Below are 25,073 nucleotides of genomic sequence, written 5' to 3'. Positions count from 1 at the left end.
CCTTCACAACGCCTTGCGCTTCGACTTTCGTCAAATACGCGGGACAGGCAGCTGCTCTGGCGGCCCGTATCGAATGGAGGCACATCATGAAAACCACTACCCGAGTCGTCGTGATCGGAGGCGGAGTCGTCGGCTGTTCCGTGCTCTACCACCTGACTAAATTGGGCTGGTCGGACGTGATGCTGCTGGAACGATCCGAGCTGACGAGCGGCAGCACATGGCATGCGGCAGGCGGCTTTCACACGCTGAACGGCGACACAAACATGGCCGCGCTGCAGGGGTACACCATCCGCCTTTACAAAGAACTCGAAGAGCTGACAGGCATGTCCTGCGGATTGCACCACGTCGGCGGCATCACCCTGGCTGACAACCACGACCGCTTCGACATGCTGCTCGCGGAACGCGCCAAGCATCGCTACATGGGTCTGGAAACAGAGATCGTCGGACCGGAAGAAATCGCCAAACTCGCCCCCATCGTGAACCTCGACGGCGTGATCGGGGCGCTCTACGATCCGCTGGACGGACACCTCGATCCGTCCGGCACCACCCATGCCTATGCCAAGGCCGCGCGCATGGCTGGCGCAGAAATCCATCTGCATACCAAGGTGTTGGAAACCAATCCTCGTTCCGATGGCACATGGGACGTTGTCACGGACAAAGGCACCGTTCACACCGAACATGTCGTCAATGCCGCCGGTCTCTGGGCGCGCGAAGTGGGCGCATTGGCCGATGTCTACCTGCCGTTGCACCCGATGGAACACCAGTACCTCGTGACCGAGGAAACACCGGAAATCTATGAACGTGACGCCGAACACCCCCATGTCATGGACCCGGCCGGGGAAAGCTACTTGCGTCAGGAAGGGCGCGGACTGTGTATCGGTTTCTATGAACAACCTTGCCGCCCTTGGGCTGTGGATGGCACGCCTTGGGCGTTCGGGCATGAACTCTTGCCAGACGACTTTGAAAAGATCGAGCAAAGCATTGAATTCGCGTACAAACGCTTTCCAGTTCTAGAGCGTGCCGGCGTAAAATCCGTGATTCACGGACCTTTCACCTTTGCGCCTGACGGCAACCCGCTGGTGGGGCCGATCCCAGGTTTGCGCGGCTACTGGTCGGCCTGCGGTGTCATGGCTGGCTTCAGTCAGGGCGGGGGCGTGGGCCTCATGCTGGCACAGTGGATGGTCGAGGGGGAATGCGAACGCGACACCGGCGCGATGGACGTGGCGCGCTTTGGCGACTGGATCACGCCGGGCTACACCCTGCCGAAAGTCATTGAAAACTACCAAAAACGCTTTTCCGTCAGCTATCCCAATGAGGAACTGCCCGCTGCCCGCCCCAACCGCACGACGCCCATGTACGACATTTTTGACGGCATGGGCGCGGTCTGGGGCGCGCAATACGGTTTGGAGGTGGTGAACTACTTCGCCGCCGAAGGTGAGCCGCGCTACGAAACACCCTCCTTCCGCCGCTCCAACGCCTGGGACGCCACGGCGCGCGAGGTCCACGCAGTGCGCCAGGCGGCGGGCATCAACGAGGTCCAGAACTTCGGCAAGTACCGCGTCACCGGGCCCAATGCCCGCGCCTGGCTGGACCGGATCATGGCGGGCCGCATTCCCGGACCGGGCCGCATGTCCCTGACGCCCATGCTGTCGCCCGCCGGACGGATCATCGGCGATTTTACCGTCGCCTGCCTGTCGGAGACGGAATACCGCCTGACCGCCTCTTACTCCGCACAGGCTTATCACATGCGCTGGTTCCTGAAACATAAGGAAGACGGCGTAAGCATCGAAAATATCAGCGACAAATCCACAGGCTTCCAGGTCGCAGGGCCGCTCGCGCGCGAGTTCCTGCAAGCCTGCACGCGCGCCGATATCAGCGACATGGGCTTCATGGATGTGCGTCACCTTGTGGTGGGCATGAACGACTGTCTCGTGCAACGTGTCTCCTATACCGGCGATCTGGGCTACGAGATCTACTGCGATCCGATGGCGCAGCGGCAACTATGGCAGACGCTCTGGAACGCCGGCGCGCCCAAGGGCATGAAACCGTTTGGCATGCGCGCGATGATGAGCCTGCGACTGGACAAGTTCTTTGGCTCCTGGGGGCGCGAGTTCTCACCTGATTACACCTGCGCGGAAACTGGCCTGGATCGATTCATCCAGTGGTCCAAGGGCGATTTCATCGGTCACGACGCCGCCGAGGCCGAGCGCGCCGCACCGCCGCATCGGACCCTCGCGATGTTCGAAGTCGATGCGCTGGATACGGATGTGAACGCCTATGAACCGGTCTGGATCGATGGCAAGGTTCAGGGGTTCTGCACCTCTGGCGGCTATTCACATTTCGCGGGAAAGTCTGTCGCCATGGCGTTGATTCCCAGAAATAAAGCCGACGCCAATCTGATCGCGGAAATCGAGATCCTTGGCCAGATGCGCCCGGCGCGGATCCTCACAGAACCACTCTTTGATCCGCAGGGGCAGCGCATGCGCGGTTGATGCCGCACATGCGCTGCTGCACCGCAGCATATAGCGGAGACCTGCTCGAACGACACAAAAAGTTGCGCACTTGGCACAAGACGCGCCACATTCTTGCTCAACCTGTGTTAGTGTCTCGACCATGCTGGATATTTCGATTCTCATCCCCGCCGCGGGCGCATCTTCACGGATGCGTGGCCGCGACAAGTTGACCGAAACAGTAGATGGTCTTCCGCTGCTGCGCCGTCAGGCGTTGCGGGCGATCGACACGGGCGCCCACGTGGCCGTGACCCTTCCTGATCCTGACCACCCGCGCGCCGCGGCTCTGCAGGGCCTGCCCGTTCAGGTGATCGTGGTTCCAGACTCGGAACTTGGCATGTCCGCCTCAATCCGCAGGGGCGTCGGGCACATCCCACGCGGCATCAAGGCGATGGTCATTTTGCCCGCCGATATGCCGGAGATCGAAACCGAGGATATTCAAAAGCTTATCAATAGCTTTCAATCCGTTCCCTTCCCGATGCTGCAACAGGCCACGGCCGCGGACGGTACGCCAGGCCACCCGGTCCTGTTCCCGCAGGATTGCTTCATGGCCTTGCAAACACTGACCGGTGACCAGGGTGCACGGGACGTCCTGAATGCGAACGAACACAGGCTCCGCCAGATCCCGCTGCCGGATCGTCGGGCATTGACGGATCTGGACACGCCAGAGGCCTGGCGCGCTTGGAGAGCCTCTCAGGACGACGCCTGCCTGACAGGTTGAGCCGCTTGTAATTTCAGACCTCTAGAAGGCGTTCCTCAACCGCCTCAGACGTTGTCAGACGGGTTCGACGGATCCATGACAGGAACAGAAAACGGGGCGGCCAGGGCCGCCCCGTTCCCGTGTTATCCGTTCCGGGCGAGAGGATTGTCACGCGCCGGAACAGGCTGCAAACTCCGTGTCGGCGAAACCCTTACTGGGTCAGCAGTGCCGCCTCGTGCTTTTTCAACGAGCGACGCGCCGAGACATAGGCCTTGAGACCCTCGGCCCTTTCCAGTTCGGGGAAAAGTTCGAGAATTTCTTGGCGCTGCGCGTTGCCGATGCCCTTGAGGCTGTAATCGCCGGGTTGAAAGCTCTCGGTCCAGGCACCATTCGACAGGATGACCTCATGGCTGTCGAACATCACGTGGATGTAGGAGACACCGTTCGCCTCGACCTCGTCCACGCCGTCCAGACCCGTCAGATGCTTGGCCGCGACCAGAACCTCGCGCTCTTCGAAGTAAAGCGCGGCCTTGTCATTGGCCACCAGGACCCGATGGTTCGGCGAGACCAGCATGTCGTGCTCTGGCAGGTTGTTGCCCAAGGCCCCTTGCTGGATCAGGATCGGCTTGAAGTGCGGCTTGCGCGCCAGATCAAAGCCGGTCAGGTCCTTGCGGCCGACCCACTTGATTTCCTGGATGCCGTTGTCGCGGGTGATGACCCGATCACCGACCTTCAGCTCTTCGACCAGGCGTTCGCCCTGTGGCGTGGCAATCAGCGTACCGGGCGTAAAGCAGGGCACGATTTCCTCGATCTCGAAGAAGTCCATCGTGCCGGTCACGTCACCGGCGGCGTTCAGAAACTCGATTGTTCCGTCCAGGCCATTGCCGTTGCTGTCCGCCACGGTGTTGACAATGCGCCAATCGACGTCCCGCGCACCCGTGCCCGACAGGTCCAGGACGTCGTAGTCCTGGTTCGGCGGATCCTCGGGATTGACCTGGTCGACGAAACCGCCCGAGCCGCCATCGACCGTATCGCCGATGCCGTCCGCCGCACTGTCGACCACGATCACGTCCCGATCGCTGCCGCCCATGATGCTGTCGTCACCAGATCCACCGTTCAGCGTGTCGTTGCCCTGACCGCCGATCAGCGTGTCATTGTCGTTGCCACCCATCAGGATGTCGTCGTCGATGCCGCCGTCCAACGTGTCCATCCCGGAGCCGCCCATCAACGTATCGTCATCATCCCCGCCGATCAGCGAGTCGTTGCCAATAAAACCCTGCAGCAGGTCACGGTCGTTTTCTGTGTTGGGGTCGATGTCGTCGGTCAGTTCCAGCGCCGCAAGGTTTGACCCGTCCAGCGTATCGTTGCCCTGGCCGCCGTCCAGCGTGTCCGATCCGTGGCCACCGATCAGAGAGTCGTCGCCTTGGCCGCCCATGATGAGGTCATCGTCGATGCCGCCATCCAGCGTATCGTTCTCGCCGCCGCCATCGATGGTGTCGCTGTCGTCACCGGTGACGATGTAGTCGTTGCCGCGGTTGCCTTCGACGTAGTCGCGTCCGTCTTCCTGGTTCGGGTCCGAGGTAAAGCCGAGATCGTTGAGCGGCGTCCCCGGGAAAAACGCGGGATCGTCGCCTTCGTAGTCCGAGAAGGTATCCGTGCCCGCGATGATCGTGTCGTCACCGGCCCGGCCATAGATCGTATCCGCCCCCTGCACGTCGAAGAGCGAGTCATTGCCGCTTCCAAGATCGACAAGGTCGTCGTCGATGCCCGAGTTCACCGTATCGTCGCCACCGCCGGCAGAGATCGTGTCGGCGTCGTCTCCCGTCTCGATCAGTTCGGCAGAGCCATCGCCCGCGATGTTGTCGAGGTCGTCCGACGGATCAGGGTCTTGGTCGAGGCCGTCCAGCGGATCCAATGGCTGGTCACCGGGAGCGACCGGGAAGACGTCGGTGTCGATACGCGGCACGCCATCATCCGCCACGGTGAACGTGACAACGCCGGTATCGGACCCGCCGTTGCCATCGGAAATGGTGTAGGAAATCGTGTCGTCGCCCACAAAGCCGGCGTCCGGCGTGTACGTCACGGTACCGTCGCCGTTCAGAACGGCGGACCCATTGGCCGCCGGGGTGATGCCGGTGACGGTCAGTATATCACCGTCGGGATCCGTATCATTGGCCAGCAGCGCCACGTCGACCGGCGTACCGCCTATCGTGGTCGCGCTGTCGTCGACTGCGTCTGGGTCCTGGTTTGCGTCAACCGCGTCCACGGTCGAAAATTCGATATCCGAGACGGTGATGCCCTGCTGGCTGGCCGCACCGTTGGCGTATTCGATCCGGATGCTGGCCACGGGGCCGTCTATCTCGACAAGGACCGACGAGGTCGGATCCTCGAATCCTGTCTCTGCAAGGCCGCCGAGCAGACCGCCGGTGTTGGTCACGGCGGAACCAAGGGTCAGGGTCACGGGCACTTCGGTGCCATCGGGCGCAATAGCCGTGACGCTTAGAACGTCCTCGAAGCCCGCCCCGATTTCAAAGAAGTCGCCGCCCGCTCCGGTGTCGATGTCGTTGATACGGAACGAGACATTCTGTGCCGCATCGGAGTAGAGATCGGTGTTGGTGGCGCGAAAGTCCAGCACCGTGGTCGACGTCTCGGTTCCCCCGACCTCGCCTTCACCAAAGAGCTTGAGGAACGACTGGTTCGAAAAGGACTCGTCCGGAGCGACGTAACCGGGAGAGTTGTAGGTATAGGCCGATGCTCCTGCCTCGATCGCGTCGAACGAAATGTCGACTGCCACGCCGCCTGCGTCCACCGTGGCGGACACGCCCCCGTCCGCATCCGGCACGTTGGTGCCAAACGGACCAAGAGCCCCCCATTCCAATACCAAATCAGCCATGTCTTCCGACCTTCTTCCGTAACAGACGGAGGACATCGTCCCGCGTCGTTGAAAAGGCGATGCCCCCCGGCACTGCCCTCAAATCCGAGTGCTCGCCAATCCAGTGTCTATGCGAAGTGGTCGCGCCCTTGGCCCGCGTCGTGACGCAGACAAAGGCACCTTTACGGCACGGATGGTTCTCCATCCTCGCTTCACCTCGCATCCTGGATGCAAGCGTTTCAGCGGCCGCCCCCGTGGCCAGCAGACTTCACCCTCCCCCAGTTGGGCTTGCGAAACTAATACGTTGCCCACCCAGTTCCGAGAAGCAGAAAATGGCATATGAGGGCCCAGTCCTGCCGCGAAATGGACAATTTGCTGGGGATTTTAAGTGAATTCGCCACGGATTGAGACGAAAACTTTGGCGAAAAATGAAACAATGGCACCCTATTGAAGGTGCCAGCCGCAATAGTAATTACTACATATGGTGCAGACGGTCAATTTTTGAGCAGCCACTGTCATCAATTGGAGAACTGTTAAGGAAGCTCCCATTCCGGTCGGCCGCGCCCCCGGTTTTCGCCACAGTTCCGACTGGACTGTCGCGGACCGTGCATCAATCCTGCAACCGCTACGGGATTGAGCAATGGCCTCGACAGGCAATGGTGATGGAAACCCGAATCATTCGAAACAAATCGCAAATTTGCTCGCAGGGCGCCGCCAAACGCGCTGCGCCACAGCATTTCTTCGAAATTGCCTTGGTTTGGCACCGTAAGCGGCCCAACCTGCGATGATGCCTAGTTCCGCCCTGCCCCCTCAGGCGTTCTGGAAACCCAGCCGTGCCGCGGGGGTCTTCACCTGGCCGCGCTATACGCGCCCAAGTTTGCGCTGCGGCCCGGGATGCGCATCGCCACGGCAGGCAGTTGTTTCGCACAGGGCATCGCCACCTATATCCGCGCCTCGACGCTGAAACTGGTCGAGGCGGAACCTGCCCCGGCCCTTATGCCGCCAGAGGTCGCCCGACGACACGGTTATGGCTTGGCCTCAGCCCGCTACGGCAAAATCTACACGCCCGGCAACCGCGCCAGCTGCTCGAGGACGCAGGACTGCACGAAGAGGCATTTGCCGCCGTGCGGTTGCAGCAGGGTCATGCGGTGTCCGGCTGGCCTTCGGGCGCGCGGGCCTTGGCCCGGGCGATGGCCGACGGCCCCGGCGCCCCACGCCCTCCACAACGGTGGTCGTGCCACAACCATTGCCCTCAGACGCCTTGTTGCAAATCGACGGCAAGTACCCGGTTTTTCGCCGCTTCGTCAGGAGCAGCGACGGCACTGCCCTCTCCGAGGATCTGCACGCCGCATACAAACGCGTTGTCAGTAAGATAGATGGCACCACCTGTCTTCTACAACCCATTGACACGCTCAGCCACGGCTGCCCGACACGGTGCGACCTGATGCGGGCAGGCCCCCGACTTGCCGAAGGCGGGCGGCAAGAACGCGACGACATCCTCCACGGCAACGCGACGCTTGGCGCCATGCTCTGGAAAGAACTGCGCCAGCGCCTCGGAACATCCGTCGAAACCGCCTCAAATCCCTGAGATTAAGAGCCAAGTTTCAAAGGCTGCGTTAATTGCCAATTGCCAGTTTCGCGTGTGGGGCGACCGGAGGTGACGTGTGGGAACACCGATTGTCGTATTGGCGGGCCAAAGCAATGCAGGCCGCATCGCGGACGGGATCATCGACGCGCTGAACGAAACATACGGGGCCGGGACCTACGTCCTGGTTCGGGCGTATTCTTCGAGCGCACCGCTGGCCAGCGCGCGGGACGGCAACTCCGGCGATGTGCGCTGAACGGCGCCCGGGGCAATGACCGGATTTTCGGTATGGCGGGTGACGACACGCTGCAGGACACCAAAGGCGATGATACGCTTGTCGGCGGCACCGGCGATGACGTCTATCACATCGACAGCCCGGACGACGTGGTGATCGAACTAGCTGCTGAGGGCCACGATCTGATCAATGCCCCCGTCTCCTTCCGCCTGTGGGCCGACGCGCCCGATGTCGAGGACCTGGTCCTGACCGGTTCCGGCGCCATTGACGGCATCGGCGATGGCCACGACAACCACATCGTTGGCAGTGGCGCCGCCAATTGCCTCGACGGCGCGCGCAGCCGCGATCTGCTGGAGGGTGGCGTTGGCGCGGATACGCTCATGGGCAAATCCGGGGCCGATACGCTGCTGGGACAGGCCGGAGACGACGTGCTGTATGGCGACCAGGTGACCGGCACCTCAACCACCTATGCCGGCATGGCCTTTCGCCTGTACCAGGCGACACTGGCGCGCGCTACGGATGCCAACGGCCATGGCTACTGGACACAGCAACTGGCCGATGCGGCCACCTATTTCGATGCCGTCGCGGGCTTTGTCCGCAGCCCCGAGTTTCAGGCCACCTACGGCAATCTCACCGACGAGGCCTTTGTCGAGATGCTTTACCAGAATGTCCTGAACCGAGCTTCCGATACAGGCGGCAAGGCGGTCTGGGTGCCGGGGACTCCACCCTGTCCGGGGGCGATCTGTCCGATACCTTCGTCTTTGCGCCTGCCTCGGTCGGTCCCCATGTGATCACCGATTTCGAAGGCTGGGACACGCTGGACCTGCGCGGCTTCGGCAATACCGACACGGAGGACGCGCTGGACGACATCCGACAGAAAGGTGACCATTTGGTGCTCCAGAACGCGGGCGTCACCGTGGTCTTGCAAGACACCTCGGTTGAGGACCTTGGACCCGACACGCTGCTTCTGTGACCGCAGACATGCTGGCCGCCGATACGCTCAACAGTGATATGGTACCGGCCCGGTCAGCCCGGGACAAACCGGGCCGGCACCCTGGCCAGGTCAGTCCCCTTGCCCGGCCAGGCGTTCTCGCAGGAACTGGCGAATGTCCCAAAGGGACTTTTCGGTCATCGACACATAAACGAGCGCCATGTTGGTCCGCTCGCGCACCATTTCGCCCGGGAACGGCAGGTAACTCAATTCGCGCGACCCGAAGGACGGTGAGGCCGTGCCGACCTGCCATTCGGTCTTCAGCTCCACGTCCACAAGCTTCAGTGCGGTGCCGCCCCCGGCGCCGGGCCGCTCGAAGGGCACGCCGGCCAGCCGCAGATAGGCGGTCTTGTCGGCGGCCTGCACGAAACCGTCGATGAATTGCGTCGCCAGAACCTGCAACTCCGCCGCCTCGTCCTCGGGCGGTAAGTGGCTGTGCAGGTGGTCGTGGTCGTGCGGGTGGTTGTGATCGTGCGGGTGATGATGGTGGCCGATATGGCCGTTCACGATATCATGCGGCATGGGTTCCTCCCGCCCCGATCAGGGCTTGTTGCTCCAGCGGTTGCCCTCGTATTCGCCATGCGGGATCGTCACCGGCTTGTCGATGTGCTGCTTGTGGGCCCCCATCTTGCCCGCTGCGACCATGCTGCCCAGAACGTCCACGATCACCCGCGTCCCCATCAACGCCGTGATGTCCGAGGTGTCGTAGGGCGGCGAAACCTCGACCAGTTCCATCCCGCAAAGTCCTTCGGCCGCGACCTTGGAGGCCAGCGCCAGCGCCTCGCGCGGTAGGAACCCGCCCGGCTCGGGCCATCCCGTGCCGGGGACGAACCCGCAGTCGATGCTGTCGATGTCGAAGGACATGTAGACCATGTCGACCCCGTCCCAGGCCATTTCCAGCGCCATCTCGGCGGTCTTGTCGACCCCCATCTTTTCCATGTCGGACATGGTGATGATGTTCGTCTCGCGCTCGCGCGCGACCTTCACCGCCTCGCGCGGAACCTGCCAGCCGCCGATGCCCACCTGCACAAGGTTCTTGGCCGGCACGTTCGGCAGCAGCGTCGAATGGAACCAGGGCGTCGTGTGCATCCGTTCGTCCAGGTCCTTTTCCTGGATGTCGGCATGGCGGTCGAAATGCACGATGCCGATCTTCTTCGAGGTGCATTCCGCGATCCCGCGCACGCAGGGAAAGCCGATGGAATGGTCACCGCCGATCATCACCGGGAAACTCCCGGACGAGAACACATGGCTCACCGCACGACTGATCTGGTCGAACGATTTCTCCAGGTTCGCCGGAATCGTGAACACGTCTCCCGCATCGCAGAGTGTCATCTGTTCGCGCAGATCCACCCCCATTTCGTAGTTGTAAGGCGTGTAGAGCGCAGAGATCTTGCGCACACCCTGCGGCCCGAACCGTGTACCGGGGCGATAGGTTGTGCCACCGTCAAAGGGGATTCCCAGCACGGTGGCGTCGTAGTGCTGCACCTCGGTCACGTCCTCGGCGTAGGGCGCCTTGAGGAAGGTATTGATGCCCGCGTAGTGCGGCAGTTCCCCGCGCGCGAAGGTCGGGATCGACTTGTCCTCGATCGTATCCGCCCCGGTAAGCCCCATGCGCAGCGCCCAGCGGCGCTCCTCGTCCCAGCGGTTTTCGGGAATGTCGGCCTCGGCCTTCATCGACTTCCAGCCCTGCAGTTTGGTCAGATCCGGATGGTGGGCGCGTCGCTCATCCCCGCGCATGTCGCTGGGATGGTGCGACCGGCTCCGGTCACGGGTGGAAAACATCATGCTCGATCTCCTTTCCGAGGTATCAGGCCGGGGCCGCCCAAGCGGTCTCCGGCAGGATGTAGTGAATGCGCTGGGCTTCGCAGGGGTCGGGCGGTTCCAGTTTTCGGATCTACCCGTCCAGGACCGACAGGGGCACCTCGTCCTCGCGGTCGCGGTTCTGGCGAGACAGGCGGGTGGGCGGCACCTCTAGGTAGACGATCTCGCCCCTCGCGCTGGAGGCCCGCGCCAATGACAGGGTCTTGGCCCGCACCTGCCCGCTGATGTTGGTGGCGTTCCAGAAGAAGTCGCGCCCCGCCGGTCAGACAATGCCCTCGGCTTTGCAGCAGCAAGTTGCCGCCATGGTCGAACGAGAGGACGTAACGCACACCGTCCAGCTTTGCCTCGCCTACAAGCGTCTCGCCCGCCCGATCCTTCCCGGGTTTGTCACCCGCCAGATCGCATACCTGAAGGCGCGCGCCTTCAAGATGCCGCGTTCGCGGGTATTTCCAACTATCCATTTGTCCATGTCCTGCCCGGGCAAGAAGGCACAGCCCCCGTGCCGCTGCCCACATCGAACCGTTGTCCACCGCGGAGGGCGGCAACGCGTTGGTCCCTGTGTGGCTGTCCATTACATGGCGAATATCCCTTGCGGCCATCATGGGCGCCTTCGCACCTCCGGCCCAGTGGGGGGTACCCGCTCCGCCCCGTCCCTAGCGTGCCTGCAACACATTGGTACGCTCCTTCAGCGTCTGGAATGGGATACCGTCGTCGCGGGCGTCGAAATCATAGGTGATCGTGGCGGCGTTCTTCTCCGGGTCCTCCTCGTCCCACACGGGTTTGTCGAAGGCCCAGACGCGATCTCCCAACTTGAAAGCCTCTTCGAGGTCGTGGGTGATCATGAAGACGGTCATGCCGGTCTCATCCCGCAGTTCCTGCAGGAAATCGTGCATGACGATCTTGGTCCCAGGGTCCAGCGCGCCAAAGGGTTCGTCCAGCAGCAGGATCTTGGGGTCGCTGGCAAGCGCCTGGGCGATGGCCAGCCGCTGCAACATCCCGCCCGACAGGTCTGCCGGGTACTGCCCCGCCACATGGCCAAGCCCGATCCGATCCAGCGTCTTGCGCGCCCTGGCGCGTTCCTCGTTCCTGCGTGCACGCGACAGCCGGCCCCAGAAATTCGAGTCGAAGGCGATGGCGGCCACGAGGTTGTCGATCACCGTCATGTGCGGAAAGACCGAATAGCGCTGAAAGACGATGCCGTGATCGCGCCCCGGCTCCTGCGCCATCGGCGCGCCGTCGATGTGGATCTCGCCATGCGTCGGCATTTCCTGCGCCAAGAGCAGCCGGAGGAAAGTGGACTTGCCACAGCCAGAGGCACCGACGATGGAAATGAACTGTCCCTTGGCGACCGAGACGTTGATGTTCTCGATGATGGTGCGCTTGCCATAGGCCTTGGCCACGCCTTTGACTTCGACATAGCTCATAGCGACTCTCCATCCCAGGGGAAGGCCCGTTTCGAGAGCTGGCGCAGCGCGAAATCCAGCAGGTAGGCCAGAAGCGTGATCCAGACGACGTAGGTCAGGATCACGTCCATCGCGAGGTAGCGCCGGACAAGGAAGATGCGGTAGCCCAATCCCTGGTCGGCGGCGATGGCCTCGGCGGCGATCAGGAACAGCCAGGCCGGACCAAGCGACAGGCGCACCGCTCCGATCAGGCGCGGCAGGACCTGCGGCAGGATCACGTGCAACCCGATCGCCATCGAGGACGCCCCCAACGTCTGCGCCTTGATGAACTGTTCGCGTGGCAGGTCGATCACCCGCTGGCTCATGTCTCGGATCAGGAAAGGCGCGATGCCGATGACGATCAGAGCGACCTTGGACACCTCGCCCAGCCCCAGCATGATGAAAAGGATCGGCAGGACCGCCAGCGGCGGCACCATCGAGAACACCGCCACGAAGGGCGCGAAAGGCGCCCGCATGTAGGGCAGCATCCCGATCAGGATGCCCATGATCAGCGCCAAAGAGGACGCGATGATCACGCCGATGAACAGCCGCCGGAGGCTGGCCCAGGTGTCCAGCCAGAACAGGATCTCACCGGACCGGCGGTCCGGTTCGGTCAGCAGCCGTTCGGCCGTCGACAGGATCGTGGTGGGCGCGGGCAAGAGCTTGTCCGACGGGTTCACCGCGAGCCGCATTTCCGATCCGATCATGTAGATGCCCAGCACGGCGAGAAACGGCAAGGCGGCCAGCACCGTGGCCAGAACCGGGCCCGGTCTTCGATTGATCCAGCGCATGGGACTCCTCTAGGCGGCAGCGGCCCCGGGACGGGGGCCCGGGACAAGGTGGTCAGGGGTGCGCGGCCCGGCGCGATCGGCCGGGCCGCGGTTGGCTTACAGGGCCCCGTCCGCCGCCATCTGCATGTAGGTGGTGTCGAACCGGAACTTGACGTTGTTCGGGTCACCGGTGGTCGTGCCATCGGGATATTCCACACCGACGAAATCCGGGCTGGGCGCGCCTTCGCCAAGAATCCCCTTGTCAAAGAGGAACTCGGCCACGTTGACCATGGTGGTCGGCAGTTCTGCGCCCTTGGCAAAGGCCACGGCGGCGGCCGGGTCATAGAACATCTCGGTCGAATCCAGTTGCGCCTTGTAGCCCGCAAAATCGGTGCCCGAAGCCTCTGCCATCGCGGTCAGCACCTCTTCGTCACCCGATGCCATCAGCCCCATCACCTCGTACCAGGCGCCAACCAGCGCCTTGCCGAAATCGGGGTTGGCCGCCAGTGTGTCGGTGTTGACCACCATCAGGTCGATGATCTCGCCGGGGATGTCGGAACTATCAAAGACCTTGGTCGCGTTCGGCTCCTCAAGGATGGTCGAGACCAGCGGGTTCCATGTGACCACCGCCTGCACGTCCGCCGTGGTAAAGGCGGCGATCATGTCCGCGTCCGAGGTGTTGATCACCCCGTCCAGATCACGCTCTGCCAGGTCGACGCTGTCCAGTGCGCGGGCCAGCAGGTAATGCGAGACCGACAATTCCACCAGGTTGACCGGCTTTCCCGCAAGCTCGGCCAGGCCGCCTTCCTTGACGATCACCGCATCGTTGCCGTTCGAGAAATCGCCGACGATCAGCGCGGTGGTATCCACCCCGCCGCCGGCCGGGATCGACAGCGTGTCCATGTTGGTCGCCGAAACACCGTCAAAGGCACCGGCGGTGTACTGGTTGATGGATTCCACATAGTCGTTGATCTGCACGATCTCGACGGTGATGCCGTATTTCTCGGCCCATTTGTCCATGATCCCGGAGTCGTCTAGGTAGCCCCAGGGCATCCAGCCGACGTAGATCGACCAGGCCACACGGAAATCGGTCTTCTCCTGCGCCAGCGCGGGTGCGCCGGTCAGCATGGCCAGCGCCGCGGTGGCGGCCATGAAATGGCGTCTTGCAAACATGGGTAGTCCCCTCGTGCAGCGTTCCGCCAATAGGTTCGCAAATCGGGGGACCGAGGCGGAACTCGAGAGAACGGTAGCCCCCAACGCGCAGTCTTCTCCCGGGATTTTGCCCCGCCGTGTCCCGCCGGGAATTTGCCCGACCGGTGGCGTCTCTCGGACCAGACCCTCAAGGGAGAGAGTGAGGCGGAACCCTAGACGCCCTGCACCGATCAGCATCTTGCGCATGGAAATTCTGTCACCTGAGGTGCTTCAATTCAGGGCGGATCAAAACGCATTCGCTGAAAATACGGGCGGCCTCACGGCGCTATGTCTGAAAAACGGGCAGGCTTGTTGCGCAACTCGTTCCGCCGGGCCAGGCTGCGGACATGCGCTATCCCGTTGCCTCGCCGTGGTACGGCACACATCAGATCGACGAACGCACCTGGGTTCTGAGCGAACCGCATGTGCATCCGATCTTTTCCGCCAACATCTTTCTGGTTCTGGGGTCAGAGGCCGATTTGGTTGTCGACAGCGGCATGGGCGTGGCGCCGCTGCGGCCTGCGGTCGACGCGCTGAGGCCCGATCCTGCAAGGCCGCTGATCCTGTTCACCACCCACACACATGTCGATCACATCGGTGCCGCGCATGAATTCGAAACGCGGCTGGTGCACCCGCTGGAGGCCGACGAACTGGCAGCGCCGGAAGCCTACAGCCTCGACACCTCCGGGATCCCGGACCGGATCCGCAAGCTCTTTGCCGACGCGGGCTATCCGCCGCTCTGGCCACACCTGGTGGATGCGCTCCCGCACGCGGGGTTCGACCTGGAAGCCTATACTCTAAAACCGGCGCCCGCGACCGGGACGGTAGAAGACGGCGCAGTGGTGGATCTTGGCGACTGGAAAGCCGAGGTGCTGCATCTGCCCGGGCATTCACCCGGCCAGATCGGCCTTTGGCACGGCAACAGCGGAACGCTTTTCGGGGCCGACGCGATCTACGACGGGCCACTGATCTACGAGGGGCCGGGCATGGACATCGCCGCCTATGCCGACACTCTGCGCCGCATCCGGGCGCTGCCGGTCAACCGGGTCATGGGCGGCCACGATCCGGCCTTCGGGCGCGACCGCTGCCATCGGATCGTCGATCATTACCTCGGACTTTGGGGCGCCTGACACGCCCACTCAGGCAACGTGGTTGAGCATCTCCACCGGGCGCGTCAGCGGCACGTCCCGAGACTGGCCAAGGAAATCCACCGCGTGCCAGATCAATTCGCCGTCTCCGGTGCAGCTTAGCAAGCGTTGCCCCTCGATCAGGGGATTCGTGGACAGTTCCGCGATCCCGTGCGCCCCGTCCCAGCAGCCAAAGGCAAAGACATGTCCGAATTGCTGTTGCATGGCCCAGGTCCGCTGACCCGCCTCCAGCGCGGCGATCGTGTTGCGCGAGTTTTCCGCCTCTTGCAGGCCGATTCCAAAGACGAACCGCGTTCCGATGGTGACAAGATAGGCGTCGGCCCTGCCCGCCTTCAGGTGCACCGCGCTGGCAGGGTGGCCGCTGCGGCGGTTCCAGAGTTCGGCATAGTCGCCCAGAACGCCGGTCTCCATCAGTTGATCCGAGCTGCGGAATTCGAGATGACCGCTGTCCTCCTGCTCGGGGCGGCCATGCCAGTTGATCAGCCGCTGCCAGGTGCAGACATCCGCGTTCAGTTCGACAACGCCCGCAAAGCCTTCGGCCCGCAGCAGCGACAGCAGAGCCGCATCCGGAAGGTCCGCCAGCGCCGTGGCGCCGCGCGTATCGGGCCGGTTCGGCGGAATGCGGACATCGACGTAAAGCGGGCCGCACTGCATCCAGTGCACGGTCGTTTCCGTGTCGCAAAAGGCCTGAGACTTGAGCCATGCCCGGTGCCAATGGCCCTGGAGTGTCTGTGTCGTGATCATTCCGCGGCCATCCTCTGCTCACTCATCGCCGTGATGATGTCCTCGGCGCTCATGACCGCGCCTTCCTGCAGGTACTCCATCGCGTTCAAAGCGGCCCGGTGCGCCTCGGGCGAGGTGCCGCCCACGCAATCCGCCACCACGCGGCAATGGTAATCGCCCTGGTGCCCGTCGACGAAACTGTAGTGGACACAGACATCCGTCATGCCGCCGACCAGGATCAGCGTCTGCGCCTTAAGGCCCTTCAGCAGGATCTCCATCTCGGTCCCGTAGAAACAGGAATAGCGCCGCTTGGGGACGTAGTAGTCGCCCGGCAGACGTCCCATTTCCTCGAAGGCGACCGGCGTACCCGGTTCCCCCTCCATGCAATGGATGTCCTCTGATCCGTCCAGTTCACGACCGTAATCCACCATGTCGCGGCGATGGATTTCCTGAACGAAGACCACGGGGATGCCCGCATCATGGGCGGCATCCACGACGCTGCGGGCGCGCTGCATGTTCTCTCGGTATCCGGGCATCACGGGGATGCCGGCCTTGACCTCCATGAAGGCGCTCTTCTGGATGTCGATCACCAGAAGAACCGGGTTTCCGACGATGGTGGGCTGACGGGCCATGACGCTCTCCTTCAGTTGCGGGATTGATCCGCGCCCATCAGGCGCGGAAGGTCGCCCCATCGGGCGACAGCGGAAAAGACAAGGACGGACACACCGATGAAGGTGATCGCCGCGACGGCCATGGTCGGCGTGTAGCCGTTCCTCAGCGAGTTGAAGATCTGCAACGTCACGGTGGCAAACCCCGAGGCCGAGACGAAGAACATGACGATGAACTCGTTGAACGAAAGCACGAGCACGAAGAAGAAACCGGAGATCGTATAGGGGATCGTCTGCGGCAGGATCACGGTTCGGAAGGTCACGGATTCCGTGGCCCCCATCGTTGCGGCGGCGTCGAGGTGCGACCGGTCGATGCTTTGCAACCCGATCGAGATCGTGACGAGCGGCAGCGCCATCAGCAGGACCGCGTGGCTGACGACACCGGCCCAGATCGTGCCCAGCCCGCCCAGGAAGCCCCAGAAGAACCCCAGCCCCACGCCAAAGACGATGGGCGGCACTGCAAAGGGCATGGACCCAAGCGCCGCCAGCGTGCGCGACAGTTTCGAACCTGTCGACCACAGCAGGTAAGCCACCGGCCAGGCCAGCAGCACCGCCAAGGTGGCCGCCCCGACCGCGACGACGACAGAGTTCAAAAGGGCCTGCGTCCAGACTGGCTCGGAGACAAAGAACTCGCCGAACCGCGCCAGCGTGGGGTCGCGCGGAGGAAAGAACATGCTGCGGCCACCGTTCAACGCGGCGCCGCAGACCACGGCGATCGGCAGCGCCAGCAGGACCGCGCAGAATGCCATGTAGAGAGGCCCAAGAATCCGCATCACCGCGCCTCCGCCCATCGGTTCAACCGGTGGCCAAGGCCCAGGCAGACCCCGGCCGAGATCAACAGGATCACCGCCTGCGTCGCCCCGAAGGGCGCGTTGAGATTGGCACCGCGGATGTTGGTATAGATTGCCACAGCCGTCGTGTGCTGTGCCGGCGCGGCGAACACCGTCACGGCAACATAGGTGCCCAGCAGGAAGACAAACAGCAGCAAGGTCGAGCCGAAGAGCGGCAGCCGGATCGCCGGCAGGATCACCGTGCGCGCGACGGTCCATCCCCCTGCCCCCATCGTTCGCGCCGCTTCACTCTGCGACCGGTCGAGGCGCGACAGCGCCGGGAAGAGAAGGATGACCGCGTAGGGCCAGACGAGGTAGCTCATGGTCAGAATGGTCGCGAACTGCGAGGTCTTGAATTTGACGTTGCGCGGGCTGGCCAGGCCCCAGTCGCGCAAGGTCTGGAACCAGCCAACGTCCTTCAACCACTGGGTCAGCCCAGTGGACTTGAACAGCGCCGGCAGGCCCGAGTTGTTGGACAGCAGGATGTCCCAGCCCATGACGATGAAGACCTCGGAGAGCGAGAGCGACGACAGGATGAAGGCCAGCCAGGCCGCCTGTGCCCTGCGCGACAGCCCTGTCAGAAGCAGCGTAAAGGGCAGTGCCGTCATCACCGCCAGCAGAGAGGCGACCACCGCGTACCAAAAGCTGAACCCAAGTTGTTGGAGGTAGAGAAACGTCACCTCGTCCGGCCAGAGCGCGCCGACGAAAAACCGCTCGTAGTTCTCGAGCGTGAAGTCCCAGACCCAGGCGGCCCCCTCGATCTTGCGGCCGAAACTAATCGCGATGACCAGCAGGAAGGGCACGACGCAAAGCACCCCGATCACCGCGCTTAGAAGCCAGGGCAGGATGCGGCGCGGCGTCAGACGCTCGCGCGCAGGGCGGTCTGCCGTATCGGCCGCGATCCGCTCTACCGCTGTCATTCGGCGGCCACCGCGGCCTGCGGATCGGGGAAGACATGCAGCGCCTCGGGCGGCAGGCGCACCTCGGTCTGGTCCCCGATGACAAGGGTCTTGCCGCCTTCGCCCAGGGCGTATTCGACCACCATGGGGCCGAGCGCCGTCTCAAGATGGTATTCTCGCACCGGACCGAGATCGCGCACGAATGTCACCTTCGCAGGCATCCGGTTCTCGCCCGGATCATCGTCCAGGCAGGCGCGTTCCGGTCGGATCGCCACCCGCACCGGAGAACCATTGACGAAATTCGGTTTGGCGGAGAGATGCGTGGCCCCGATACGGATCCCCCCGGCCTCGGTCACGCCATCGAAGAAGTTCGCCTTGCCGATGAAATCCGCGACAAAGGCGTTTTCGGGCCGGTGATAGATGTCCTGCGGGCTGCCGACCTGTTCGACACGTCCATTCGACATGACGACGATGCTGTCGGCCATCGTCATCGCTTCGCGCTGGTCATGGGTGACGACGACGGTGGTGATGCCAAGGCGCTGTTGCAGCAGTCGCAGTTCAACCTGCATTTCCTCGCGCAGCTTGGCGTCGAGCGCAGACATCGGCTCGTCCAGAAGAAAGACCTCCGGTTCCTGCGCCAGCGCCCGCGCGATGGCCACGCGTTGCCGCTGGCCACCCGAAAGCGCCCCGATGCGCCGGTCGCCAAAGGCCGAGAGCTGCACGAGATCCAGCAAACGGTTCGCCCGCTCAGCCGCCTCCGACCTGCCCACCCCGGAAATGCTGAGCGAGTAGGCGACGTTCTCGCGCACACTGAGGTGCGGAAACAGGGCAAAGTTCTGGAAAACCATGCCGAACTTGCGCCTGTGCGCCGGCAGATCGGTGATATTCCGCGCCCCCAAGAGCAAGGCGCCAGATGACGGCGCCTCGAGCCCCGCGATCATCCGCAAAAGCGTGGTCTTGCCGCAGCCGGACGGCCCCAACAGCGCCGTCAGCTGCCCTTCGGCGAAGATGAGATTGACCTGCTCGACGGCACGGGTGCCGCCGAAGCTCTTCGAAATGCCCTTTAGAACAAGGCCGGACATGGGCGCCTATGCCCCTGCCAGCATCTTGTCCCAGCTCTCCTTGATGAAGGTCTCCTTGTCCAGGTAGGCCTCGTAGGCGGGCCGGATCGACGGCGTGCCAGAGACAAAGGCGAACTCCTCGTCGGTCAGGTCGGTCTTGGACTGGTCCAGCAGGGGCGCAGTGCCGATCTTGCGGCTCATCAAGGCCTGTGTCGCCGGATCGGACGAGAAATTGATGAACTCCGCCGCCTCGTCCGCCTTGTCCGACAGCGACGACAGGCACCACGACCCATAGTCCTGCGGGTTGCCTTCCTTGGGAAAGACCGGCTTGATCGGGAAACCGTCGGCGGCCATCAGGTTGGCCACATCCAGGTAATACTGCCCGCCGATCACGTCGCCGTTCTTCATCGACTGTTCCATCTGGCTTTCCGCCGACCACCACAGCGCGACATTCGGCTTGATCTCGGCCGCCTTCTCGATCAGCGCGAGAATGCCCTCATCGGTCTTGAAGGTCGCTTCGCCGTCGAAGAAGGTCGCCGCGACGATGTCCAGGAACTGCGAATTGTAGTTGCGCGACAGGCCCAGCGATGCCTCGTAGATCGAGCTGTCCCAGAACTCGGCCCAGCTGGCAGGCGCCTCGACCTCGCCCGGATTGATGACCATTGCCGTGAACCAGGACATTGCCCCGACCCCCAGCGCGCCCTCGGGGGACTCGAAGACGAAATAGGGATCGAGGTTGCCCGCCGCCGGCATGGCCGACAGGTTCAGCGGTTTCAGAAGCCCGCCGATGCGGCTGGCCTTGATCAGCGTGTCGCGGGCATAAAGCGAAAGGTCGGCGGGCACGCTGCCGGCGGCGGTTGCCTGCTGCATCGTCACCAGCCAGTCGGTCGAGTTGGGCTGGGTCACGCTTTCCACCGCGATGCCGGTGGCATCGGTAAAGGCGGGATAGACGAATTCCTTGAAGCTGTCCTCGAAGTAGCCGCCATAGCTGCCGATCTTCAGGCTGCGAGTCTGCGCGATCAGCGGCGTGCCCAGCACGCTGGAGGCGGCGAAACCGGCAACCCCGGTCTTGAGCAAGGTACGTCTGTTGAGCTTGGTCATGGTGAACTTCCTCATTCCCCGGCCGCGCATTTCGCCGCGTCGACGCTGGCGGCCCCATCATGATCCCATGAGCGCGCGCAGACCGGTGAACGGTCAAAGAAAGCGACCGCGAAAGGACCAGCGGCCCCGGCAATTGATCAAATTGAAGGCAAAGGGCGCCAACCCGGCGGCATTCTTAATCGCCGCAGGGACCCTGCTTCGTCCTTTCGAGCCAGCCTGAGAACAGGCAAACGACTCGGGAGACGACGCATGGCGCGCAGCACGATATCGGACGACCAGAAGGCCCTGACCGTTGAGGATGCGGCGCTGCCGGTCGTCGATCTTTCGGGGTTGTTCACGGGGGACGCGGCGGACAAGGCAAAGGTCGCCGCCGAACTGGGGAATGCGGCACGCACCTCGGGCTTTTTCTACATCACCGGGCACGGGATCTCGCAGGACCTGATCGACGCGGTCTTTGCCGCATCGAAGGAATTTCACGAGAAGCCGCGAAATTTCAAGATGAAGTACTGGTCGGGCTTTACCACCCACCACCGCGGCTACGTCCCCTTCGAGGAAAACGGCGCCGACTTCCCCAAGTCGATCAACTTCAACGAAGCCTGGGACATGTCCTACGAGGCGCCCGCGGATCACCCCGATCATCTTGCCGGTTGGCGCATGACCGGCCCGAACGTCTGGCCTGACATTCCCGGTTGGAAACACACGATTTCAACCTATTACGATCAGGCCTTCGGCCTTGGCCTGCGCCTGCTGGACGCGCTGGCGATGGAACTGGGGGTCGAGACCGAGGAACTGACCCGGCACATCACCTATCCCACCTCGCAGTTGCGTCTCCTGCGCTATGTGCCGAACGAGATGCCCGCAACCAAGGACCTGGTCGGCATCGCGGCCCATTCGGATTTCGAGTGTTTCACCATCCTGATGACCGGCGCCCCGGGCCTGCAGGTGATGAACGCCGAGGATGTCTGGATCGAAGCGCCGCCGATCCCGGAGTGTTTCGTGGTCAACATCGGCGACATCTTCGAGACATGGTCCGGCGGACAGTTCAAGTCCACCCAGCACCGCGTCGCCAACCTTGGCGAAGAAAGGTATTCCTTCCCGCTGTTCTTTGGTCTGGACTACCATGCGGTGGTCGAACCGCTGGAAAAGTTCCGCACCCCCGAGGTCATGGAGAAATATCCGCCGATGAAAGCCGGCGATCATCTGATGCGCATGTCCGTGAACGCGTTTCGTTACATGGCGGACGCACGCGAAAAGGGCGAGCTGGTACTGGATTTCGAGGTTCCGGACGAAAACCCTTTCATGCGAGAGGCGAAAGAGCCCGGCACATGAGCCCGGGATGAGACACCCGGATTTCGACGGAGGCCTCCTGCCCCGCAGCGCACCGTTTCCGAACTTTGTCCTGACACCGCTGACCTCGGCGGAGGCCGAGGAGGATTTCGCCGCCGTCACCGGATCGGCGCATGTGTTGAAAGGCGTGTTCGGCGACTGACCCTACAGGAGAACCTGCACGACCGCGCCTCGCATGACCGGGATTTTTCCGAGGGGCTCTCCTTTGCATGGATCGTGCGCGATGCTTGCCACGTTTACACCGGATGTGCCTGCCCCTTCTCCGAGATGGGCCGCCGGGGCGCGGCCCACGGCTTCGTCTGGATCATCGATCGCCCCGACCGGGCCGCGTTGATGGGTCAATTGCGCATGGAACTGGACGCCTGCTTTGCCGGTCTCTTGCCGCATCCGGTTGCAATCATCTGGCATCACCCCCCGGACTGAGTGTCGTACCGGAACACATCTGCCAGCGCGTGTGTCTCTTCGCGCAGGAAATCGATCACCCTGCGAATGCGCGAGATTTCGCGATCGTCTTCGGCATGAAGCAACCAGTACGCGCGGGTAAATCGGATCTGGTCCGGCAGGACCGGGACCAACGCCGTATCGCGCGCCATGAAACAAGGCAGCACGCCCAGCCCGACCCCGCTTTGCACTGCTTCAAGTTGGGCCTGGACGGTGGCGGCCTTGTAAACCGTCCGCGCGCCCGGATGCACCAGACGATTGAAATCCAGCGCCTCGGTATAGAGCAGCTCGTCGATGTACCCGACCAGCGGCAATCGTCCGAGGGCATGGCGGTCTTGCGGGCAGCCATGCGCCTTCAGGAAAGCACGCGACGCATAGAGCCGCAGCTCGTAGTCGGTCAGTTTCTGTATCACAAGCCGCCCGGTTTGCGGACGATCAAGGCTGATGGCAATGTCGACCTCGCGGTTCCACTGCTTGTGCGCGGCGGGCACCGGGACCAGCTCGATTTCCAGTTCCGGTTCCAGCCGCAAGAGACCGGGCAGCATCCGCGACAGCACCGCGTTGCCGAACCCGTCGGGCGCCCCGATCCGAACCCGCCCAGTCAACGTGCCGGGCCGCTGCAGGCGGTCGAGGATCTGCGCCGCTTGTGACTCCATCCGTTCCGCCAGCGGGATCAGGGCAGCGCCCGCCTCTGTCGGAACCAGACCGCCCGCAGCCGGCTCCAGCAGGCGGTTGCGCAGGGCCTCTTCCAGCCGCGCGACCCGGCGGGCGACCGTGGTATGACTGACACCCAGCCGGCGTGCGGCGCCGTTGAAGCGTCCGGCCCGGGCGGTTTCCAGGAAATAGCGAACATCGGCCCAGTCGAGGGATGCGCTCATGCCGGGGCCCTCCTTTCGGAGCAAGATACCGAGCGAGACATTGAACGGAAACAGGCATTGACCGTTCGTTTTTGCAGATTGCGCCACCGCACCGCCACAACCCATACTGCCCCCGGACCGGAGGGAGGCGACTTTGCAGGAACTTGGAACCTATGACTATGTCATCGTCGGCGCGGGCAGCGCAGGCTGCGTGCTGGCAAACCGCCTTTCCGAGGACCCAGACACCCGCGTTCTGCTGCTGGAAGCGGGCGGCAGCGACAATTACCACTGGATCCACATCCCGGTCGGCTACCTGTACTGCATCGGCAATCCGCGCACCGACTGGGGCTACAAGACCGCCGCCTGCGAAGGCCTGCACGGGCGCGCGTTGCTCTATCCGCGCGGCAAGGTGCTGGGCGGCTGTTCCTCGATCAACGGGATGCTCTACCTGCGCGGACAGGCGGCGGATTACGACGGCTGGCGGCAGATGGGGCTGACCGGCTGGGGCTGGGACGACGTTCTGCCCTACTTTCTCAAGTCAGAGGACTATTACGGCGGCGCCGACGAGATGCACGGTACCGGCGGCGAATGGCGGGTCGAAGAGGCGCGCCTGCGCTGGGAGATCCTCGACGCCTGGAAGGCGGCGGCGGTCCAGGCGGGCTTGCCCGAGAGTGATGATTTCAACCGGGGCGACAATTTCGGCGTCGGCTACTTCAAGGTCAACCAGCGCAAGGGATGGCGGTGGAGCACGGCCAAGGGGTTCCTGAAACCGGCACGGCAACGGGCCAACTTGGATGTCATGACCCATGCCCAGGCAGAGCGGCTGCTCTTTGACGGGCGTCGGGCGACCGGCCTGCGGTTCCGGCGCCAGAGCGCCCCGATGCAGGTACACGCACGGCGCGAGGTCATCCTGTCGGCGGGGTCGATCGGGTCGGTGCAGATCCTGCAGCTCTCGGGGATCGGGGCCGGTGCCCTGTTGCAGGAACAGGGGATCGAGACCGTCCTGGATCAGCCCGCAGTCGGCACCAACCTGCAGGACCACTTGCAGATCCGCTGTGCCTACAAGGTCTCTGGCGCAAAGACATTGAACAGCATGACCTCGTCGCTCTGGGGAAAGGCGAAAATCGGGTTGGAATACCTGGCGCGACGCACTGGGCCAATGTCGATGGCGCCCAGCCAGCTTGGGGCCTTTGCCTATTCCTCGGACGAGGTGGCGACCCCCGACCTGGAATACCACGTCCAACCGGTGACTCTGGAGGCTTTTGGACAGCCTCCGCATGAGTTCGACGCGATCACTGCCAGCGTATGCCACCTTCGGCCCGAAAGCCGGGGCCATGTACGCATCACCTCACCGGATCCGATGGCGCATCCCGAGATCCAGCCGAATTACCTCTCGACCGAGGGCGACCGGATCGTGGCGGCGCGGGCGATCCGGCTGACGCGGCGGATCATGGAACAGGATGCGCTGGCAAAATACCGTCCCGAGGAATTCAAGCCGGGGCCCGGCTATCAGAGCGATGCAGACCTGGCCGCAGGCGCCGGGCAGATCGCCTCGACCATCTTTCACCCCGTGGGCACGGCGCGCATGGGCACCGACCCTGCAGCAGTGGTGGGACCCGACCTCAAGGTGAACGGCATCGGCGGGCTACGGGTGGTCGATGCCTCAGTCATGCCCCGCATTACCTCAGGCAACACCAACTCCCCCACGATCATGATTGCCGAGAAGGCGGCCGACATGATCCGGGCGGCGGCGCGGAAACATCTGATGGCCTGAGCCTCTTTCAATAGGTGTTTCGCCGCGCTGGCGCGCGGCGCCCGCCGGGGGGCTTTGCCCCCCGCCCGCCCAGAGGTATTTTCGGCCCAAAGATAAAGGGCCTGTGC

Annotated in this window: 25 protein-coding genes and 1 riboswitch; of the genes, 11 read left to right on the top strand and 14 right to left on the bottom strand. The window is 63.3% G+C overall.

Annotated features, from left to right (window positions below; all coding sequences use genetic code 11):
- The first annotated feature begins 86 nt into the window (after positions 1-86).
- Positions 87-2,492, top strand: coding sequence for a GcvT family protein (locus tag RBB42_RS18040; protein WP_305970850.1), 2,406 nt, complete (start codon positions 87-89; stop codon positions 2,490-2,492).
- A gap of 121 nt (positions 2,493-2,613) precedes the next feature.
- Positions 2,614-3,231, top strand: coding sequence for a nucleotidyltransferase family protein (locus tag RBB42_RS18035; protein WP_305970849.1), 618 nt, complete (start codon positions 2,614-2,616; stop codon positions 3,229-3,231).
- A 190-nt stretch (positions 3,232-3,421) separates the two neighbouring features.
- Here RBB42_RS18035 and RBB42_RS18030 read toward each other — a convergent pair whose 3' ends face one another.
- Positions 3,422-6,103, bottom strand: a complete 2,682-nt coding sequence (locus RBB42_RS18030) for a Hint domain-containing protein (protein ID WP_305970848.1) — start codon at positions 6,101-6,103, stop codon at positions 3,422-3,424.
- Between the two features lie 1,240 nt (positions 6,104-7,343).
- Between RBB42_RS18030 and RBB42_RS18025 the strand changes: the two genes are divergently transcribed.
- The 4 genes from RBB42_RS18025 (at position 7,344) to RBB42_RS18010 (ending at position 8,875) form a co-directional block, all read left to right on the top strand.
- The gene (locus tag RBB42_RS18025; RefSeq protein WP_305970847.1) at positions 7,344-7,670 is read left to right on the top strand and encodes a hypothetical protein; all 327 of its coding nucleotides are present in this window, start codon (positions 7,344-7,346) and stop codon (positions 7,668-7,670) included.
- Positions 7,671-7,746: 76 nt separating this feature from the next.
- On the top strand, positions 7,747-7,923 hold the full coding sequence (locus RBB42_RS18020; protein WP_305970882.1) for a hypothetical protein: 177 nt from the start codon (positions 7,747-7,749) through the stop codon (positions 7,921-7,923).
- Complete coding sequence (locus RBB42_RS18015; RefSeq protein ID WP_305970880.1) at positions 7,920-8,693, top strand: DUF4214 domain-containing protein; 774 nt, start codon at positions 7,920-7,922, stop codon at positions 8,691-8,693. Before RBB42_RS18020 ends, RBB42_RS18015 begins: the two co-directional genes overlap by 4 nt.
- Entirely contained in the window at positions 8,690-8,875 is a 186-nt protein-coding gene (locus tag RBB42_RS18010; RefSeq protein ID WP_305970846.1) for a hypothetical protein, read from the top strand. Before RBB42_RS18015 ends, RBB42_RS18010 begins: the two co-directional genes overlap by 4 nt.
- A gap of 90 nt (positions 8,876-8,965) precedes the next feature.
- Here RBB42_RS18010 and RBB42_RS18005 read toward each other — a convergent pair whose 3' ends face one another.
- From RBB42_RS18005 to RBB42_RS17980, 6 genes are all read right to left on the bottom strand, one after another.
- On the bottom strand, positions 8,966-9,415 hold the full coding sequence (locus RBB42_RS18005) for a hypothetical protein (RefSeq protein WP_305970845.1): 450 nt from the start codon (positions 9,413-9,415) through the stop codon (positions 8,966-8,968).
- Between the two features lie 18 nt (positions 9,416-9,433).
- Positions 9,434-10,678, bottom strand: coding sequence for an agmatinase family protein (locus RBB42_RS18000; RefSeq protein ID WP_305970844.1), 1,245 nt, complete (start codon positions 10,676-10,678; stop codon positions 9,434-9,436).
- A 109-nt stretch (positions 10,679-10,787) separates the two neighbouring features.
- Positions 10,788-10,928: a hypothetical protein gene (locus RBB42_RS17995; RefSeq protein ID WP_305970843.1), complete on the bottom strand. Its 141-nt coding sequence runs from the start codon at positions 10,926-10,928 to the stop codon at positions 10,788-10,790.
- A 439-nt stretch (positions 10,929-11,367) separates the two neighbouring features.
- A complete protein-coding gene (locus tag RBB42_RS17990; protein WP_305970842.1) occupies positions 11,368-12,138 on the bottom strand; it encodes an ATP-binding cassette domain-containing protein in 771 nt (256 codons plus the stop codon).
- Positions 12,135-12,947 carry an ABC transporter permease gene (locus RBB42_RS17985; protein WP_305970841.1) on the bottom strand — a complete coding sequence of 271 codons (813 nt, stop codon included), beginning with the start codon at positions 12,945-12,947 and terminating at the stop codon, positions 12,135-12,137. Before RBB42_RS17985 ends, RBB42_RS17990 begins: the two co-directional genes overlap by 4 nt.
- A gap of 96 nt (positions 12,948-13,043) precedes the next feature.
- A complete protein-coding gene (locus tag RBB42_RS17980) occupies positions 13,044-14,099 on the bottom strand; it encodes a putative urea ABC transporter substrate-binding protein (RefSeq protein WP_305970840.1) in 1,056 nt (351 codons plus the stop codon).
- A gap of 93 nt (positions 14,100-14,192) precedes the next feature.
- Positions 14,193-14,305: riboswitch (guanidine-I (ykkC/yxkD leader) on the bottom strand.
- 159 nt (positions 14,306-14,464) lie between these two features.
- Between RBB42_RS17980 and RBB42_RS17975 the strand changes: the two genes are divergently transcribed.
- Positions 14,465-15,247, top strand: coding sequence for an MBL fold metallo-hydrolase (locus RBB42_RS17975; RefSeq protein ID WP_305970839.1), 783 nt, complete (start codon positions 14,465-14,467; stop codon positions 15,245-15,247).
- 9 nt (positions 15,248-15,256) lie between these two features.
- On the opposite strand, the gene RBB42_RS17970 is transcribed toward RBB42_RS17975, so the two are convergent.
- From RBB42_RS17970 to RBB42_RS17945, 6 genes are read right to left on the bottom strand one after another with little or no spacing between them, the layout of a single operon-like run.
- Positions 15,257-16,009 carry a hypothetical protein gene (locus tag RBB42_RS17970; RefSeq protein WP_306043740.1) on the bottom strand — a complete coding sequence of 251 codons (753 nt, stop codon included), beginning with the start codon at positions 16,007-16,009 and terminating at the stop codon, positions 15,257-15,259.
- Positions 16,006-16,620 carry a cysteine hydrolase family protein gene (locus RBB42_RS17965; RefSeq protein ID WP_305970837.1) on the bottom strand — a complete coding sequence of 205 codons (615 nt, stop codon included), beginning with the start codon at positions 16,618-16,620 and terminating at the stop codon, positions 16,006-16,008. Before RBB42_RS17965 ends, RBB42_RS17970 begins: the two co-directional genes overlap by 4 nt.
- An 11-nt stretch (positions 16,621-16,631) precedes the next feature.
- On the bottom strand, positions 16,632-17,429 hold the full coding sequence (locus tag RBB42_RS17960) for an ABC transporter permease (RefSeq protein ID WP_305970836.1): 798 nt from the start codon (positions 17,427-17,429) through the stop codon (positions 16,632-16,634).
- Complete coding sequence (locus tag RBB42_RS17955; protein WP_305970835.1) at positions 17,429-18,406, bottom strand: ABC transporter permease; 978 nt, start codon at positions 18,404-18,406, stop codon at positions 17,429-17,431. Before RBB42_RS17955 ends, RBB42_RS17960 begins: the two co-directional genes overlap by 1 nt.
- Entirely contained in the window at positions 18,403-19,467 is a 1,065-nt protein-coding gene (locus RBB42_RS17950) for an ABC transporter ATP-binding protein (RefSeq protein WP_305970834.1), read from the bottom strand. The genes RBB42_RS17955 and RBB42_RS17950 overlap by 4 nt, the downstream gene beginning before the upstream one ends.
- Positions 19,468-19,473: 6 nt before the next feature.
- Positions 19,474-20,547, bottom strand: coding sequence for an ABC transporter substrate-binding protein (locus tag RBB42_RS17945; protein ID WP_305970833.1), 1,074 nt, complete (start codon positions 20,545-20,547; stop codon positions 19,474-19,476).
- 249 nt (positions 20,548-20,796) lie between these two features.
- Between RBB42_RS17945 and RBB42_RS17940 the strand changes: the two genes are divergently transcribed.
- The 3 genes from RBB42_RS17940 to RBB42_RS17930 all read left to right on the top strand — a co-directional run bounded on the left by RBB42_RS17940 (position 20,797) and on the right by RBB42_RS17930 (position 22,317).
- A complete protein-coding gene (locus RBB42_RS17940) occupies positions 20,797-21,876 on the top strand; it encodes an isopenicillin N synthase family dioxygenase (protein ID WP_305970832.1) in 1,080 nt (359 codons plus the stop codon).
- Between the two features lie 7 nt (positions 21,877-21,883).
- A complete protein-coding gene (locus tag RBB42_RS17935) occupies positions 21,884-22,036 on the top strand; it encodes a hypothetical protein (protein WP_305970831.1) in 153 nt (50 codons plus the stop codon).
- Between the two features lie 74 nt (positions 22,037-22,110).
- Positions 22,111-22,317 carry a hypothetical protein gene (locus RBB42_RS17930; RefSeq protein ID WP_305970830.1) on the top strand — a complete coding sequence of 69 codons (207 nt, stop codon included), beginning with the start codon at positions 22,111-22,113 and terminating at the stop codon, positions 22,315-22,317.
- Here the strand turns inward: RBB42_RS17930 and RBB42_RS17925 are convergent.
- Entirely contained in the window at positions 22,302-23,213 is a 912-nt protein-coding gene (locus tag RBB42_RS17925; protein WP_305970829.1) for a LysR family transcriptional regulator, read from the bottom strand. The genes RBB42_RS17930 and RBB42_RS17925 overlap by 16 nt on opposite strands.
- 133 nt (positions 23,214-23,346) lie before the next feature.
- Here RBB42_RS17925 and RBB42_RS17920 point away from each other — a divergent pair, with 133 nt between their 5' ends.
- The gene (locus RBB42_RS17920) at positions 23,347-24,966 is read left to right on the top strand and encodes a GMC family oxidoreductase (protein WP_305970828.1); all 1,620 of its coding nucleotides are present in this window, start codon (positions 23,347-23,349) and stop codon (positions 24,964-24,966) included.
- The last annotated feature ends 107 nt before the right edge of the window (positions 24,967-25,073 follow it).

Origin of the sequence: Mameliella sp. MMSF_3455 (genome assembly GCF_030733205.1) — a bacterium.
Classification (GTDB): Bacteria; Pseudomonadota; Alphaproteobacteria; order Rhodobacterales; family Rhodobacteraceae; genus Antarctobacter.
This window is presented reverse-complemented; position numbering and strand designations above follow the sequence as displayed.